The 14,996-nt window shown below is 73.8% G+C and carries 14 protein-coding genes; 4 read left to right on the forward strand and 10 right to left on the reverse strand.

Features of this window, described 5'->3' with window-relative positions; translation table 11 throughout:
* Positions 1-6: 6 nt before the first annotated feature.
* Genes ABGB17_RS24195 through ABGB17_RS24205 form a run of 3 tightly spaced genes read left to right on the forward strand, consistent with a single transcriptional unit; the run spans position 7 to position 2,893 of the window.
* Positions 7-987, forward strand: coding sequence for a sulfotransferase (locus tag ABGB17_RS24195; protein ID WP_347633357.1), 981 nt, complete (start codon positions 7-9; stop codon positions 985-987).
* Complete coding sequence (locus ABGB17_RS24200) at positions 984-1,994, forward strand: glycosyltransferase (RefSeq protein WP_347633295.1); 1,011 nt, start codon at positions 984-986, stop codon at positions 1,992-1,994. Before ABGB17_RS24195 ends, ABGB17_RS24200 begins: the two co-directional genes overlap by 4 nt.
* Positions 1,994-2,893, forward strand: a complete 900-nt coding sequence (locus ABGB17_RS24205) for a WecB/TagA/CpsF family glycosyltransferase (protein WP_347633297.1) — start codon at positions 1,994-1,996, stop codon at positions 2,891-2,893. Before ABGB17_RS24200 ends, ABGB17_RS24205 begins: the two co-directional genes overlap by 1 nt.
* Here the strand turns inward: ABGB17_RS24205 and ABGB17_RS24210 are convergent.
* From ABGB17_RS24210 to ABGB17_RS24235, 6 genes are all read right to left on the reverse strand, one after another.
* Entirely contained in the window at positions 2,800-3,696 is an 897-nt protein-coding gene (locus tag ABGB17_RS24210; RefSeq protein ID WP_347633299.1) for a sulfotransferase, read from the reverse strand. The genes ABGB17_RS24205 and ABGB17_RS24210 overlap by 94 nt on opposite strands.
* Entirely contained in the window at positions 3,693-5,018 is a 1,326-nt protein-coding gene (locus tag ABGB17_RS24215; RefSeq protein WP_347633301.1) for a lipopolysaccharide biosynthesis protein, read from the reverse strand. Before ABGB17_RS24215 ends, ABGB17_RS24210 begins: the two co-directional genes overlap by 4 nt.
* Positions 5,006-5,890, reverse strand: a complete 885-nt coding sequence (locus tag ABGB17_RS24220; protein ID WP_347633303.1) for a sulfotransferase — start codon at positions 5,888-5,890, stop codon at positions 5,006-5,008. Before ABGB17_RS24220 ends, ABGB17_RS24215 begins: the two co-directional genes overlap by 13 nt.
* Complete coding sequence (locus tag ABGB17_RS24225; RefSeq protein WP_347633305.1) at positions 5,887-6,795, reverse strand: hypothetical protein; 909 nt, start codon at positions 6,793-6,795, stop codon at positions 5,887-5,889. The genes ABGB17_RS24220 and ABGB17_RS24225 overlap by 4 nt, the downstream gene beginning before the upstream one ends.
* Entirely contained in the window at positions 6,792-7,961 is a 1,170-nt protein-coding gene (locus ABGB17_RS24230) for a hypothetical protein (RefSeq protein ID WP_347633359.1), read from the reverse strand. The genes ABGB17_RS24225 and ABGB17_RS24230 overlap by 4 nt, the downstream gene beginning before the upstream one ends.
* Positions 7,962-8,362: 401 nt before the next feature.
* A complete protein-coding gene (locus ABGB17_RS24235) occupies positions 8,363-9,553 on the reverse strand; it encodes a hypothetical protein (protein ID WP_347633306.1) in 1,191 nt (396 codons plus the stop codon).
* A 310-nt stretch (positions 9,554-9,863) separates the two neighbouring features.
* On the opposite strand from ABGB17_RS24235, the gene ABGB17_RS24240 reads away from it, so the two are divergent.
* Positions 9,864-10,928, forward strand: a complete 1,065-nt coding sequence (locus tag ABGB17_RS24240) for a hypothetical protein (protein WP_347633307.1) — start codon at positions 9,864-9,866, stop codon at positions 10,926-10,928.
* Between the two features lie 2 nt (positions 10,929-10,930).
* Here ABGB17_RS24240 and ABGB17_RS24245 read toward each other — a convergent pair whose 3' ends face one another.
* The 4 genes from ABGB17_RS24245 to ABGB17_RS24260 all read right to left on the reverse strand — a co-directional run bounded on the left by ABGB17_RS24245 (position 10,931) and on the right by ABGB17_RS24260 (position 14,966).
* Positions 10,931-12,553 carry a caspase family protein gene (locus ABGB17_RS24245; protein WP_347633308.1) on the reverse strand — a complete coding sequence of 541 codons (1,623 nt, stop codon included), beginning with the start codon at positions 12,551-12,553 and terminating at the stop codon, positions 10,931-10,933.
* Positions 12,522-12,899: a hypothetical protein gene (locus tag ABGB17_RS24250; RefSeq protein WP_347633309.1), complete on the reverse strand. Its 378-nt coding sequence runs from the start codon at positions 12,897-12,899 to the stop codon at positions 12,522-12,524. Before ABGB17_RS24250 ends, ABGB17_RS24245 begins: the two co-directional genes overlap by 32 nt.
* A gap of 89 nt (positions 12,900-12,988) precedes the next feature.
* A complete protein-coding gene (gene cysC / locus ABGB17_RS24255; RefSeq protein WP_347633361.1) occupies positions 12,989-14,200 on the reverse strand; it encodes an adenylyl-sulfate kinase in 1,212 nt (403 codons plus the stop codon).
* Between the two features lie 34 nt (positions 14,201-14,234).
* Entirely contained in the window at positions 14,235-14,966 is a 732-nt protein-coding gene (locus ABGB17_RS24260) for a class I SAM-dependent methyltransferase (protein ID WP_347633311.1), read from the reverse strand.
* Positions 14,967-14,996 lie beyond the last annotated feature (30 nt).

Below are 14,996 nucleotides of genomic sequence, written 5' to 3' on the forward strand. Positions count from 1 at the left end.
GTTCGGGTGATCTTCATTGGTGGGCTGGGGCGTAGTGGGACGACCCTGCTGGAGCGGTTGCTGGGGGAGTTTCCCGGGGTGGCGCCGCTGGGGGAGGTTGTGCATCTCTGGGAGCGGGGGGTGTTGGGGCGGGAGCCTTGTGGGTGTGGGGAGCCGTTCACTGCTTGTGCGTTCTGGCGGCGGGTGGGGATGCGGGCGTTCGGGGGGTGGTCGCCGGGGCTGGCGGATCGGGTGCTGACCTTGCGGCGGCGGGTGGATCGGACGCGGCGGATTCCGGCGCTGGTGGCGCGGCGGCGGCATCCGGGGCTCAGTGGGTACACGCGGGCGTATTCCAGGGTGTACGAGGCGGCGGCGCAGGTGTCGGCGCGGCCGGTGGTGGTCGATTCGAGCAAGCATGCCTCGCTGGCGTTCTGCTTGCTGACGTCGCCGGTGGTCGATCTCAGTGTGGTGCACGTGGTGCGCGATCCGCGGGCGGTGGCCCATTCGTGGCGGCGGCATGTGCGGCGGCCTGAGGACGGGGCGCCGATGACGCGGTGGCGGCCGTGGCGCACGGCGGTGCACTGGGTGGTGCAGAACCTCGCGTTCGAGTTGCTGGCGCTGCGGAACGGCGCGGTGGTGCGGGTGCGGTACGAGGACCTGCTGGCCGATCCGCCGGCCGTGCTGGTCCCGCTGCTGGCACGCCTCGGGGTGCCGGCCGGGTCCTGCGGGGAGCCTTCCGGTCGTTCCGCCGCGGGGCACCGGGTCGCCGAGTTGTCGGTGGCGCACACCTGCTCGGGGAACCCGATGCGCTTCACGGCGGGGCCGCTGGAGTTGCGGCGGGACGACACGTGGTGCGAGCGGCTGCCCCGGCACCACCGGTGGCTCGTCACCGCGCTGACCTGGCCGTTGATGATCCGCTACGGCTACCGGCCCGGTGACCCGCGCGGTCCGGGTGCCGTGTCGCCCCCCTGGTTGCCGCCGGGCGTGCCTGCCTCGGGGTGCCGATGAGCTCGCCGGCCGTCGGGGTGGTCGTGCCGACCCGGGGCGACCGGCCGTCCATGCTGCGCGAGGCGGTGCGCGGGGTGCTGGCGCAGGGATACCCGGGGCTGTCCGTCGTGGTGGTGGTGGACGGCGGGGACGTGGCGGCGGTGGAGCGGCAGCTCGCGGAGTCATGCCCAAGGGACGGGGAGTCGCCCTCAAGGGACGGGGAGTCGCCCCCAAGGGACGCGGAGTCGCCCTCAAGGGACGCGGAGTCACCTCCAAGGGACGGGGAGTCGCCTCGAAGGGACGGGGCGGTCGTCGTGCTGGCCAACCGGTTCAGCCCTGGGCTGCCGGGAGCGCGGAACACCGGCATCGCGACGCTGGACACCGAGCTGGTGGCGTTCTGCGACGACGACGACGTGTGGTTGCCGGGGAAGCTCGTGGCGCAGGTGGCGGCGCTGCGTGAGGAGCCGGGGGGTGAGTTCTGCGGGTGTGCCATCGAGGTCGAGTACGGGGGGCGGCGGGTGGTGCGGCTGGCGGGGGCGTCCCGGGTGACGCAGGGGGACCTGACGCGGTCGCGCATGGTGATGGTGCATTCCTCGACGTTCCTGTTCCGGCGCGGGGTGGTGTGGGCGGACGAGAGCGCACCCGGCGGGCAGAACGAGGACTGGGACCTCGCGCTGCGGGCCGCGGGGCGGCGGCCCCTGGTGTACGTCGACCGGCCCCTGGTGCGGGTGCGCTGGGGGGCGTCGGCGTACGTGACACGCTGGGCGGAACGCATCGCCGGCCTTGAGTGGATGCTCGCCCGGCATCCCGCCCTGGCCCGCGACGCACGCGGGGCGGCCCGGGTGTACGGGCAGCTCGCCTTCCTGCACGCGGCCCTCGGGCACCGCCGCGAGGCGGGCCGCTGGGCACTGCGGGCCTTCACCACACGCCGGGGCGAGCCCCGGGTGCCGATCGCGATGGCGGTCGCCCTGGGCCTGCCCGCCCGTCTGGTTCTCCACCGGCTGCACATCTGGGGGTACGGGATCTGATGTCGCAGAGAACGCTCACCGGGATGCCGCACGACCCCCGGTCCACCGCGACGCGGGTGCGGGTCGGTGGGGTCATGGTCGACCGGCTCACCGCGCAGGAGGTGGTGGATCGGGTCGTCGTCGCGTCGCTGCGTGGCGAGGGTGGGCACGTGGTCACCCCCAATGTGGACATCTGCCGCACCTGTGCCCGCGACCCCGCCGTGCGGGGCATCGTGGCAGGTGCCGAGATCGCTGTGCCGGACGGCATGCCGCTGGTGTGGGCGTCCCGGCTGATCGGGGCTCCTGTGCCTGAGCGCATCACCGGTGCCGATCTCATCTGGTCGCTGTCGGAGGCCGCCGCCCACGCCGGCATGCCCATCTATCTGCTCGGCGGGCCACCCGGGGTGGCCTGCCGCGCCGCCGAGGTGTTGCGTGGCCGCTACCCCGGGCTGCGGATCGCGGGGGTCGCGGCCCCGCCGTACGGGTTCGAGGCGTCAGCGGAGGGGGTGCGTGAAGTCCGCACGGCGCTGGTCGCGGCGGCGCCGCGGCTGGTGTTCGTCGGGCTCGGGTTCCCCAAGCAGGACCGGCTGATCGCCACGTTGCGCGCCGACCTGCCAGGCACGTGGTTCGTGGGCTGCGGTGCGGCCATCGCCTTCACCGCCGGTGCGGTCCGGCGGGCACCCGAGTGGATGCGGCGCGCCGGGCTGGAGTGGCTGTTCCGCCTGGCCGCCGAGCCCGCCCGGCTGGCCCGCCGGTACCTTGTGCACGACCTGCCGTTCGCCCTGTGCATGCTGGCCGGTGCCGTGCTGGCCCGTATCAGGCGTTCTTACGTGGTGAGCGCGAGCACCCGGGCGACCTCCGCCGCGGTGAGGTTGCCCGGGCGGGCGGTCGCGGCCTGGCGGGAGTTCATCGGGCGGTAGGCCGTGCGGGACAGGCCGGTCCACGCGAACGGCGTGTCCCGGCTCCCGGACGGCGCGGTGCAGGCGTGCAGCACGCGACGCTCGGCGCGTGGGGTCCAGGGCAGGCCGCACCAGGCGTACAGGTCGCGGTAGGCGGGGACCGGGTCGCTGGCGAGGTCCTCGTACCGGACCACCCTGATGCCGGGGTGGCCCGCCAGGGTGTGCGCGGTGGTGCGGGCCAGCGTCCACAGGGTCGCGATGCTCGCCAGGTGGTCGGGGGAGCCGTTCAGCCGGCGGGCCGCGGCCACGTGGGGGTGGTCGCGCAGGAGCAGGGGCTGGTCGAGCAGGTCGGTGAAGCGCACCCGCCAGCCGAGACGGCGCCAGCTCGCGACGAACGGCACCGGGTCGCGGACCAGCAGCACCACCCGGCAGGCCAGCCGCTCGGCGAACCACGCCGCGGAGAACAACGCGAACGGGTCGTCAAGCAGGGCCGTCCTGCCGCGCAGCCTGCCGTACGTGAACGCCGCGCCGTACTTGAGCAGGCGGGCCAGGTCACGGGGCCGGTGGTTGCGGCGCACCTCGGCGGCGAAGCGGTACCGCAGGGCCACGGTGTCGGTGAAGGCGCGCAGCCACGGCTCCTCGTTGTCGCGGCAGATGTACTGGAAGCGGTGCGCGACGGTGGCGTTCAGCACGCCGGGGGAACGGCCGGGGGGCCGCTGCGGGTTGAGCGGCTCGTTGACGTACACCGCGGCGCCGCCCGCCGCGAGCATCGCCCCGGCCCAGCTCGTGCCACTGCGGGGCAGGCCCGTCACCAGTACGGTCATCGGCCGTCCTTCCAGGGACGCGGGTCGGGGCGGCGGCTCAAGGAGCGCAGGGCGGGCAGGGTGTGGGGGCCGAAGGGGCGCAGGGCGTAGCGGCGGGACAGGTGGAGCAGGGGGAGGAGGTTCTTGGTGAGTACTCCGGCCGACCAGCCGAGGGCGGCGCCGAGGGCGCCGTGGGAGGGGATCAGGGCCAGGTCGACGGCCACGGTGACGGTGACGGCGGTGAGGACGCATCCCATGCTGGCCGCGGTGTGACCGGCGGCGATCAGCACGACGTCCACCATGCCGGCGGCGGTGGCGGCCGTCATCGTGGCGGCCAGCACCAGGGCGACCGCCGTCCCGTGCCGGTACTCCTCGCCGAACACCGCCGTCAGCCAGGGGGAGAGGGCCGCGTAGCCCAGCCAGACGGGCCAGGTGAGCACGACGAGCCAGATGGTGGTGCCCTGGTAGAGCTCACGGGCCCGCGGCAGGTCGCCGTCCGCCATGGCCCGCACCAGCTCCGGCTGGGCGGCCTGGGCCAGCCCTTGGTTGACGAGCTGCCCCACCACCTTGAAGCGGGTCGCCGCCGTGTACACCGCGGCCTGCCCGGCCCCGGCCAGCACCGCGACGACCACGATGTCGAGCCGCTGGAACACCGCCTGCACCGCCCCGCCCACCGCCCGCGGCGCGGTGTGCCGCCAGAACTCCCGCGCGGAGCCGGCACCCGGGGCGTGGCGGCGCAGCCACAGCCCGCTGAGGAGCAGGACCGGCAGGTACGGCAGGGCCCAGGCCGCGGCGAGGAGCCAGGGCGGCGCGCCGAGCACGACCGCCGTCCCGACCAGCAGGAGCTGCCCGCCCGGCTGGAGCACCCCGCTGAGCAGCACGGTGGGCCGCATCACGCCGTACCCCCGGGTGGCGGCGACCAGGACGTCCGCGCAGGTGACGACCGGCAGGGCCACGGCGAGCACCCGCAGCGCCGCGGGAACCCCCGGCGAATCGGGGAGCAGCAGCCGGGCGGCGCCGTCCGCGCAGCCGTACACGACCATCGCGACGACGCACGAGCACGCCAGCACGGGCCCCGTGGCCACCCGCAGCGGGGGGCCGCCGGAGCGGGCCAGGAAGTAGACGAGCCCGTTGCCGGCGTCCAGGCGCAGCACGGTGGCCGTCATCAGGCACAACGTCGTGGTGGTGAACAGCACGCCCGCCGTGTGGGTGTCCGCCGCCCGGGTGACGACCACCACGAGAAGGAACTGCGACCCGGCCCCCGCGACCGCCGCCACCACCCCGGCCGCACCACCCCGCGCCCAGCGGGACGCGGTGCCGTGCGTGGCGTTCAGGGACGCCATGACGGGCGGGTGCCCAGCCACAGTTCCAGTCGGTGGTCCCATATGGCGAAACGCCCGGTGAGGTCGGCACGCAGAGAGGCGGGCAGGGGGGCCGGGCGGGGGCGGGCGTTGTGACGCTCGAAGAGCGGGTCGCCGAGCCGGGGAAGGCCGAGGAACTCAAGGACGCGGTCGTACGACGGCTCCGGGTCGGCGAAGAAGTGGCCGCTGTCGACGACCAGGACGCGGTCCCGGCCCACCAGCGCCTCGGCCCGCGCGAGCTGCTCGGCGTACCGGCCCCGGGCGAGGTAGGCGTGGTGTCGGTGGGCGTGGCTGACGGCGTACGGCTGCTCGGCCAGCTTCTCGGCGACCCCGGCCAGCCGTTCCTCCTCCAGCGCGAGGGCACGCTCGAACGACGGCTCGGGCTCGAAACCCCTGGCGTACTCGTGGGCGTGCGCCGAGTACGCCCGCTCGACCGGGTCGCGGACCAGCACGATGAGCTTCACCCCCGGCAGGTCCCGCGCGGCGCGGGTCAGCGCGTGCGGGTGGAACAGGTAGTACGGCGCCGACTCGAACGCCACCGGACGCATGCCGTACCGCCGCTCCAGGCGGTGGGCCGTCGCCTCCAGCGGGAAGTGCGCGCGGTACCACGCCGCCCCCCGCTGGTAGGCCATGTCGAAGTAGTGCACCCCCTTGCGCAGGTTCGGCTTGAGCACCAGGGGGTGCCGTGCCAGTGCCCGGTACATCGAGGTCGTGCCGCAGCGCTGCGCCCCGACGATCAGGAAGGACGGCGTCACCCGCGCCCCGGCGGTGAGCCGCCCCGCCGCCTGGGCCACGGCGTGCGCCGACCGTTTCACCACGGAGACCGGCACCGCACGGGCAGGGCTTGTGGTCACCACAACACCTCCTGGTTGTCGGCGACGGGGGTGAGCCACCCGGACGGCGGCCCGAGTGGCTGGTGGCCGTCGCGTTCGTAGCGGTCCGCGAGGGTGATCAGGTAGTGGACGGCCGTCTGCCGGGCGCTTGGCGCCGGCACCGCGAACGGCTCCAGCGTGCGTGGCGCCTGGGCCACGCAGGCCTCGGCGGCGACGCGGGGCGGCATGCGGCGCAGGGCGCGCTGGAAGAAGTGGTGCAGGGCGTCGAAGCCCAGTGGCACGCCGGTGCCGAAGCGTTCCCAGTCCCACACCAGCAGGCGTCCGTCCGCGGCGGCGGCCATGTTCCACGGCGCGAAGTCCCCGTGCCAGCAGAACGCGTCGCCGGCGGGGAGCCGGGCGATCTCCTCGGCCGCGCGGGCCAGAACCGCGGGCCGTACCCGGGCGCGGGTGACGGGCAGGGGCGCCAGGGCCAGCACGTCCATGTCCCGCCAGAGGCCGTGGTACAGCACGGTGGGCGCCACCACGGTGCGCAGCGGGGCGGTGGCCAGCATGGTGAGGGTCGTGCTCTCGTGCCGTACCAGGGCCCGGGAGCACTCGGTGTGCCCGACCTTCACGAAGGCCAGCAGGTCGCCCTCCGTCCCGAACGCGGCCAGCACCGGTTTGCGGTTGGCGCGACGGGCCGGGCGGACGTACGTCACGACGCGGACGCGCCGTCCGAACACCTCGCCGAGATGGCCCTCGATGGTGCCCGGGCCGTGCGGGAGCCGGCGCCGCCCCGGCAGCCAGCGTGACCGCGGCACCAGGCGGCGGGGCAGCAGCCGGGACGGGACGATGGCGTACGCCGCGCGGCCGGGGCCCGCGGACGGCGGGTACAGCAGGGCCGTCACCTCGTCCAGGTGGCGCAGCCGCGCCCGGAAGTCGCTCATGGGCGGTGCTCCCCAGCGTTGCGCCAGAGGATGGCGAAGGAGATGAGGTACAGGGTCAGGGCGGTGATCAGGCCGTCGTAGATGAACATGTAGAGCAGCGCGAGGATCATCACGAGCGTGCCCGCCTGCCCGATCGGTGTGCGGTCGCGCCAGAAGCGGCGGATCGCCCCCGCGAAGAACGCGACGTACAGCAGTGCTCCCGTGAAGCCCTGCGTGATCAGCAGCAGCCAGAACTGCCCGTCGCTGCCGAGCGGGGGATGGCCGCACTCGTGACACCAGGCCGTCTTGCCGGTCGTGACGGTGCGGTAGTTGCCGTGAGCGTTGCGGGTGTTGCCGTACCCGATCACCGGCGAGTGGGTGGCCGCCGCCACCGTGGCCGCGACCGTGAACGCCCTGATCTGGTTGCTGTGCGGGCTGTCCAGCCGCTGCGCCACGATGGACCCGAGCGGGCCTGCCAGCACCCCCGCGACCGCCACCAGCACCACCCCGGCGGCCAGCCGGGCACGGCCCCGGACCACCACGTACAGCAGCGCGACCCCGAGCCCGATCCACAACCCCCGGTTCAGCGAGTACACGACGGGCACGGCCGCCACCGCGACCACCACGGCGCACACCACCCGCCGCGCCGGCCCGCCGTACACCCACCACCCGACCACGAACCAGACGAGCAGCACCGAGCAGTTTCCCCCCCACGCGTTCGCCCACTCGAACGGCGCCTCCGGCCGCGGTGAGGCGTGCCCGAGAACGTGCTGCGTCTGCGCGGCCGTCGGATGGATCAGGTTCTGGACGAACGGGTTCCCGCTGATCCAGTCCGGAAGCACCATCTCCACCGGCGAGGTGAACTCGAACCGCGGCGCCAGCACCCCGAGCAGCCCCCCCGCCACGGTGGTGAGGAACAACCCCCCCATCATCCGCACCAGCGTCCGCTGCGGCAGCTCCCTCTCGGAGAGGTTCGCCAGGTAGAGCACCACGACCACCAGCGACACGTACAGCACGAGCCGCATCCCGTACCCGATCAGCCGGCCGGCCCCGAACTCCCCGTACGTCCCCGGCGGCGACTCCCCGAGCATGGCCGCACTGACGAGATACCCCGCCACCAGCAACAACCACAACCCCATCCCCTTGGGCACCACGACCGGCCGCCGCCGGACCAGCACCACCCCCATAGGCACCGCCACCACCACGACAGCAAGCCCCCCGAACCCCAGCGCCCACCAAACCGGATACCCCACCACCAGCGCCGCGATGGGCCACGCCGCTCTCCCTGCCCCCCGCCTGACGGCGGGTGGCGGGAGGGGGGAGGAGGGGGAGAGCCCGAGCACGCCCCGATCCACGCGACCCCCACCCGGCGGCCAGGGGACCACCTCCTGATCCAGGTCCATGTGACCTCGACCGGGGAGCCAGGCACCCGCCTCCCGGTCTTGATCCACGGGCCCCTGGCCGGGCGGCCAGGGGCCCGTCTCCCAGTCGTGGTCCGCGTGGCTTCGCCTGGAAGGCCTGGTGCTCGCTTCTCCATTCGCCGGGGCGGAGGCGGGAGCGGGGAAGGGGCGGGTCGGGGGGTCGAGGGTCATGGTTGGGTGTGGGGGAGTTCGGGGTGGGAGGGGAGGAGGATCACGCCGAGGGGGGCGGTGGCGGTGCGGCGGAGTTGGCGGAGGGCGTGGGACAGGTGGGTGGCCCGGGCGGCCTTGGTCTCCACCAGGAGGAGGGCGGCGTCGGCTCGGGCTGTTCGGTCGGTGCGGACCCAGATGGGGGCCAGGCCGGTCAGGGCTACTCTCAGGTCGTCGGCTATGGGTTCGGGGTCGGTGCCGGGGGTGACGCTGCGGACCAGGAGCTCGCCGCCGTCGCGGAGGTGGGCGGCCACGGCCATGGCCAGTTCGCGGAGTTCTCGGGCGTTCTCGCCTTCGCAGAGGACGGGGAGGCCGGTCAGGCGCTCCACGTCGGCGGCGGTGCGGAGTCTTGTGTCGAAGCGGTCGCGGATCATGGCGACGCTCACGCCGGTGAGCAGGCCGAGGAAGAGGCCGGTGCCGAAGTACAGCGGGGGGCGAGGGGCCGTGGGGGCTGTGGGGGGGCGGGCGTCGGTGATGATGACGCCGGGGGTGACGGCGATGGTCCTGAGGGCGTCGTGTTTGGCGGTGAGGGTGAGGATCTGGCGGTTCAGGACGTTCTGACGCTGGACGGCGATCGCGCGGTCGGTGGAGCCGGCGGGCAGGCGGGGGAGGGCGCCGATGGTGGCCGACAACTGGGTGTTGGCCTCTCGTAGCTTGGCGGCGAGGACCTTGACCTGGGCGGTGAGTGCCTGGGAGGCGGTGGCGGCGCGCTGGGCCAGGTAGGCCCTGGCGAACGCCTGGGCGCCGGCGGCGGCGCTCACCGGGTCGCCCGCGGTGTACGACACGGTGAGGACGGCCGAGTTGGGGGGCACGGTGACGGTGACCTGTTCGCGCAGGGCGGTGGGGTCGTCGCTCTTCAACTGGCGGGCGGCGCGGGCGGCCACCACCGCTGAGCGGGCGACATGCGCCTCGGTGTCCAGGTTGAGTGCCTCGCGCTGGCGGGGCGTGACCGGGTTGGTCTGGTCCTGCACGCCGGTGGGGGACACGAGCACCTCGGCGGTCGCGACGTAGGACGGCGCGGTGGCCGCGAGCGCGAGCCCGCCGCCGCAGAGCCCGGCGATCAGGCACCCGGCGACGGCCGCGCGCCGCCGCAGCAGCATCGGCCCGATGTCGGCCGTGGGGCGGGCGGTGGCCGGCGCCGGCTGGCTCATGGATTCGGCGTGCCTCTCGGTGAACTGGATCGTGCCGGCCCGCTCGGCGGGGGGGTACTCGGGTGTTTCGGGGCGGCAAGGGATTGAGAGAACTATAGGCACGGTGGCACGTCCGGGGGCCCGATACCGGCTTTTACCTGGAGCCCATACCGGTCACCTCACACGCCTATACACGGACATTTCCATAATTGCGGATGCCCAGCTCATCGCAAGGATGCCGAGTTTCCCCCACTCCCGTGCCGGTTAGTGGGAAGGTGATTACCAGCCATCCAGGAAAACGGCATAAGGGGGTTTGGCCGCCTTGCGAAAAGTGACGGGAATATGGGTTTTCGGCGCGGGGATCCTCGCCTCCTGCGGCCTGCTCGCCTACTCCATGGCCGCCATCCGCCCCGACCGGGACACCGCCGCCGACCGGCCACCCGTCACCGCCGCGAACATCCCCGGCGGCGCCCCCGGCTGCGCCGCCACCGCCAAGCTCATCCCGAGCTGCGGCGCCTGGTGGGGCGTCGCGCCGGACGTCTTCGGCGGCCTGCCCCCCGCCGAGGCCCTCGCCGCCGCCGAGGAGCGCATGGGCCGCAAAGCCGACATCGTGCACGTCTACCACCGCGGCGGCGACGCCTTCCCCACCCCGGCCGAGCGCCGCCTGGCCCGCACGCGACTGCTGCTCGTCAACTGGAAGCCGTCCCTGCGCCACACCTGGGCCGAGATCGCCGCCGGCGCCGTCGACCGCCGCGTCGACCGCCTTGCCGCGTCGATCAGGCGCCACCTCCAGGGCAGGTTCTTCCTCACCGTCCACCACGAGCCCGAGAACGACGTACGCCCCCGCCCCGGCTCCGGCATGACCGCCGACGACTACGCCGCCATGTACCGCCACGTCGTCCTGCGCCTGCGCGCCCAAGGGGTCAAGAACGCCGTCACCGTCATGACGTACATGGGTGCCCCCAACTGGGCCGCCAAGCCGTGGTTCGAGCGCCTGTACCCCGGCGACGACGTGGTCGACTGGATCGGTGTCGACCCCTACGCCGACCACCGGGTGGACGACTTCGCCACCCTGATCGACAAGGTCCGCCCCGACCACGCGAGATGGCCCGGCTTCTACCGCTGGACCCAGACCCGCTTCCCCGGCAAACCCATCATGGTCGCCGAGTGGGGCGTCTTCCCCCGCCAGGACGACCACGATTTCAAGACCACGTTCTTCAACTCCGTCCGCCGCCAGATCCGCGGCTACCCTCAGATCAAGGCCCTCGTCTACTTCGACTCCCCGCGGGCCCCGCGAGGCGACACCCGCTTCGACCCCACCCCGGCGGCCGCCCACGCCTTCACCGAGCTGGCCCGCGCACCGTACTTCAGCTCCACCCCGGTGCCGGACCACTGAGCTCAGGAGCCGACGATCCTCAGCCCGCGGAACGTCACCTCGGCGGTCGGCCCGGCGACGTCGCTGAAGCCCCACGTCTCGATGCCGGAGTACCCGGGGCCGAGGAGCGTCGCCGGCCGGTGGGTGAGGACGGTACGCCCGTTGACCGCGAACTCCAGCCGGACCGGGCCGTTCCCGGAGACGTCCGCGCACCGGGCGCGCAGCTCGACCGGCCGGTTCAGGTCGATGCCCTTCAGCGTCCAGAAGCCCGTCCCGTCGCGGTAGCCGGTCCCGGCGAAGACGCCGACCGCGCCGGAGTGGCTCATGAGGAACCGGTACCGCGCGCCGCCGCCGGGCTCGGCGCCCCGGCACCACAGCCCCCACGCGCCCTGCCCGGAGTGGAACCGGGTCACGGACGTCATGTGCTCGGCCCGCGTGCCGGTGGGCGGCCCGGGGACCGGGAGGGTGAAGATCTGCTTGTTCTGGGTGGGGTGCACCCGCAGGCCGCCCTCCGACCGGCGCGCCGTGCCGATCCCGGCGCGACCGGTGACCCAGCCGGTCGTGGAGCGGGTGAAGTCGATCGTGTACCTGACCTCGCCCGTGACGGGCGGCGCCTCGGGGAGCAGTTCCCACGTGATGGTGCGGGTACGGGTGTCGACCGGGTTCGGCGTGACCTTCCGGCTCGGCGCGGGCGTGGACGTGGGCGCGGCGCCGCCGGGGAGGCCGTTCAGGGACCAGGCGATCGCGGCCCCGGCGGCCACCGCACCGGCGGCGATCAGCGAGAGGCCCCGCCGCCCCACGCGCCGGCCGGGCGGGGGCGGCGGGTCCTGGTGCCGGGCGGACGGTGGAGCCTTCTGTGGTCTCGGGCCGGCGGGGCTGCGGGCCAGCACGATGTGGCCCTCGGCGCCGTACAGCCAGCGTTGCGGCGTCTGGGGGCTTCCCGACGCCTGCACCTGGTCGAAGGCGTAGTGGTAGGCCTCGTCCACGGTGACGAGGCCGTCGCCGTCGAGGTCCGCGGCGCCGGTGCGCAGGCCCTCGACCAGGGCGCCGGTGAAGACCGAGCCGGCCTCGGCGCGGGGTTCCCCTTCGAAGGAGTACTCGGTGGCGGTGGACGCCGTGAGCACCACCCGGCCGCGGCCTTCGCCGAGGAAGCGGTGCCGCAGGTCCAGGGCCCCGGTTGCCGCCTTGGCGCCGCGGGCGAACGCGCCGCTGAAGCAGGCGTCAAGGACGAGGATCTGGCGGCGGGCCCGGCAGTGCTCCATCAGGTCCATGAGCCACACCGACTCCACGGCGGTGGCCGCGAGGCGGTCCTTGCGTGTGTCGGTGGCCGCGAAGTACAGCCGGCGGTACGCGTCCAGCAGCCCGTGGCAGGACAGGTACACGAGGATGAGGTCCCGGGGGCTCCTGTCGTGCAGGAAGTCCTGTACGGCGAGGCGGATCTCCCACGTCGGCCGGTCGATCACCGGGGTGACCGCGAAGCCGCCGACGCCGGGGTCGGCCAGCACCTCGGCGAGGGCGGCGGCGTCCCGGCCGGGGGCGCGCAGCCGGCGCAGCGCCGGGTCGTCGTGGGACATGGTGGCCACGATCAGGGCCAGGCGGGGACCCCCGAACGGGTCAGGGGGCGGCGTGCCGGGCGAGCCAGGCATCGATGATCCGTTGCTGCTGCTCGGCGGTGACGGCGGTGAGCTTGAGCGTGTCGCCGTCGATGCTGATCTCCACGGTCCTGCCGCTGCGGGAGACCCAGCTCCGGACGGCGTCCACCACGGCCCGGAGCCCTTCCAGGGTGCCGAGCTGGACCACCAGCCAGCCCACCACGGCCCCCAAGCCCTTGGCGGTGCCCGGGACGTCCTCCGGCGGGGGCGGTCCGGCGGAGAGCACATCGTCCAGGTCGAGCAGTTCGCCGCGGAGATCGCCGGTGAGCTCCGCCAGTTCCTCCGGGTCGCCGTCTCCGGCGGGGAGCACATGGAGGGTCGGTCCATTCGAATCGATCATGATCCGTCCGTCCTGCCGCTGTGCGCGCATGGGATGAATCCATCATCGTGCGTCGGCGCCCCGGACGGGGCGATCATTCCCGGCCGGATCTACCGCAGCCAGCCGCCCGAGCGGAGCAGCGCGAGGACCGAGTCGACCGCGTGGCCGACGGGGACGCCGGTGGTGTCGATGGACAGGTCGGCGTCCTCCGGCTCCTCGTAGGGGTCGGAGATGCCGGTGAACTCGGGGATGAGGCCGGCGCGGGCCTTGGCGTAGAGGCCCTTGCGGTCGCGGCGCTCACACTCCTCCAGGGGGGTGGAGATGTGGATGAGGAGGAAGTCCGCGCCGACGGCCTCGACCATGTGGCGGACCTCGGCGCGGGTGGCGGCGTACGGCGCGATGGGGGCGCAGATGGCCAGGCCGCCGTGCCTGGCGACCTCGGAGGCGACGAAGCCGATCCTGCGGATGTTGAGGTCGCGGTCCTGCTTGGAGAAGGTGAGGCCGCTGGAGAGCAGGCGGCGCACCTCGTCGCCGTCGAGGTAGGAGAGGGCGCGGGTGCCGTCCTCCAGGAGCGCGTCGCGGAGGCCTCTCGCGACGGTGGACTTGCCGGAACCGGAGAGGCCGGTGAAGAAGACGACGACGCCGCGGCGGTGCGGCGGGCCGGGAAGGGTGACCGGCTCAGGGGCGGCGATGTGGTCCTCGGCGCCGTAGGCGGTGGCGATGTGTTCGCGCAGCTCCAGGTCGATCTCGGGCTCCCGGGGCGCCAGGGGGACGGCGGCGAGCAGGGTGCCGGCGGGCAGGCGGTCGCGGGCCTTGAGCGCCGCGCGGACCACGGCGGGGCCGCGCTCGCCGTACGCCAGCGGGAGGAGCAGGACGGTGGCGTCCAGCTCGCGTGCGGTGGCGGTGATCTCGTCGAGGTCGTCCAGCGGGCCTCGCATGGTGACGGCGAGGAGGGGCCCGGTGGCCTGCTCCTTGATCTGCGCGGGGGTGAGGCGCAGCCGCGCGAACGGCCCGTGCTCCGACGCGCCGAGGGACGTCACCGGCCCGGCCACCAGCCCGTGCGACCGTTCCGTCACGGCCAGCGTCGCGAGCGCGGCTCCCTCGGGGTCGCGCAGCGTGAGTTCCTGCCCCACCGCCACCGGATGATCGTCCGGCACCTCAAGGGTGATCGCGTCCGGCCACGGGGTGCCGTCCGCGAGCCGCCCGGTCTCCTCCACCGACACGGCGTCCGCCGTCCCCATGAACCCGGTCAGCGGCGCGAACGCACCGGACACCAGCAACTCGAGATCAGCGAGCTCCCGCTCGCCCGGAGTCCACTCCAGATCAGCCACCGGCCCAGGATATTGGCGCTCGGGGTCAGATGAGGCGGGCGAAGTGGTTTTGGGGTTTGCGGATGATCAGGGTGATTTCGTCGTGGGTGGTGGGGAGGCGGCCCGCGGTGAGTTTGGACAGGACGCGGCAGGCGGCTCGGGTGAGGGGGGCGTGCGGGCCTCTCAGGGCGGGGCCGCTGGTGGCCGAGTAGTCCTCGGCGATCATCAGGCCGCGCATCAGGCAGTAGGAGTGGATGCCCTCGCGGGAGGCCACCTGTTCGTAGATGGCGGGGAGCGGGCCCACGGCGCCCGCGGGGGCGAGGCGGGGCCACAGGAGGCGGCGGGCCCAGCGCGGGAGGTGGCGGTCGTAGAAGCCGTAGGCGGTGGTGCGGTCGCGCATGCGGATCAGCAGGAGGCCGCCGGGGCGCAGGGCGTTGACCATGCGGTCCAGGACCAGCTCGGCGTGGCGGACGCGTTCCAGCAGGAAAGCCACGTGGACCACGTCGAAGGTGCGGGGGAGCAGGGGGGCGGCGCGGAGGTCGCCGAGGAAGCGGGCGTCGAGGTCGGTGCGGGCGTGGACGGCTTCGCGCAGTCGCGGGAGGTCCTCGTCGATGCCGGTGACGCGGGTCTCCACGCGGTCGAGGTCGATGGTGTCGCCGCGGCCGCAGCCGGCGATGAGGATGTCGAGCCGGCGGCCGAGGTGCTCGGTCCACAGCTCGCGGACGCGCAGGCTGAACACGTCGCCTTGGGTGGAGGGCCACCATCGAACCTCAGACATGTACACAGGGTAGTCAGTGAAATTCTCTCT

It is taken from the genome of Sphaerisporangium sp. B11E5, from assembly GCF_039871875.1.
Lineage (GTDB): Bacteria > Actinomycetota > Actinomycetes > Streptosporangiales > Streptosporangiaceae > Sphaerisporangium.

Excerpts from the sequence above, each read along its gene's own strand:
- ABGB17_RS24200 (WP_347633295.1), top strand. The coding sequence starts at position 984 with ATGAGCTCGCCGGCCGTCGGGGTGGTCGTGCCGACCCGGGGCGACCGG.
- ABGB17_RS24205 (WP_347633297.1), top strand. The coding sequence starts at position 1,994 with ATGTCGCAGAGAACGCTCACCGGGATGCCGCACGACCCCCGGTCCACC.
- ABGB17_RS24210 (WP_347633299.1), bottom strand. The coding sequence starts at position 3,696 with ATGACCGTACTGGTGACGGGCCTGCCCCGCAGTGGCACGAGCTGGGCC.
- ABGB17_RS24215 (WP_347633301.1), bottom strand. The coding sequence starts at position 5,018 with ATGGCGTCCCTGAACGCCACGCACGGCACCGCGTCCCGCTGGGCGCGG.
- ABGB17_RS24225 (WP_347633305.1), bottom strand. The coding sequence starts at position 6,795 with ATGAGCGACTTCCGGGCGCGGCTGCGCCACCTGGACGAGGTGACGGCC.
- ABGB17_RS24230 (WP_347633359.1), bottom strand. The coding sequence starts at position 7,961 with ATGGGGGTGGTGCTGGTCCGGCGGCGGCCGGTCGTGGTGCCCAAGGGG.
- ABGB17_RS24235 (WP_347633306.1), bottom strand. The coding sequence starts at position 9,553 with ATGAGCCAGCCGGCGCCGGCCACCGCCCGCCCCACGGCCGACATCGGG.
- ABGB17_RS24245 (WP_347633308.1), bottom strand. The coding sequence starts at position 12,553 with ATGCCTGGCTCGCCCGGCACGCCGCCCCCTGACCCGTTCGGGGGTCCC.
- ABGB17_RS24250 (WP_347633309.1), bottom strand. The coding sequence starts at position 12,899 with ATGATCGATTCGAATGGACCGACCCTCCATGTGCTCCCCGCCGGAGAC.
- ABGB17_RS24260 (WP_347633311.1), bottom strand. The coding sequence starts at position 14,966 with ATGTCTGAGGTTCGATGGTGGCCCTCCACCCAAGGCGACGTGTTCAGC.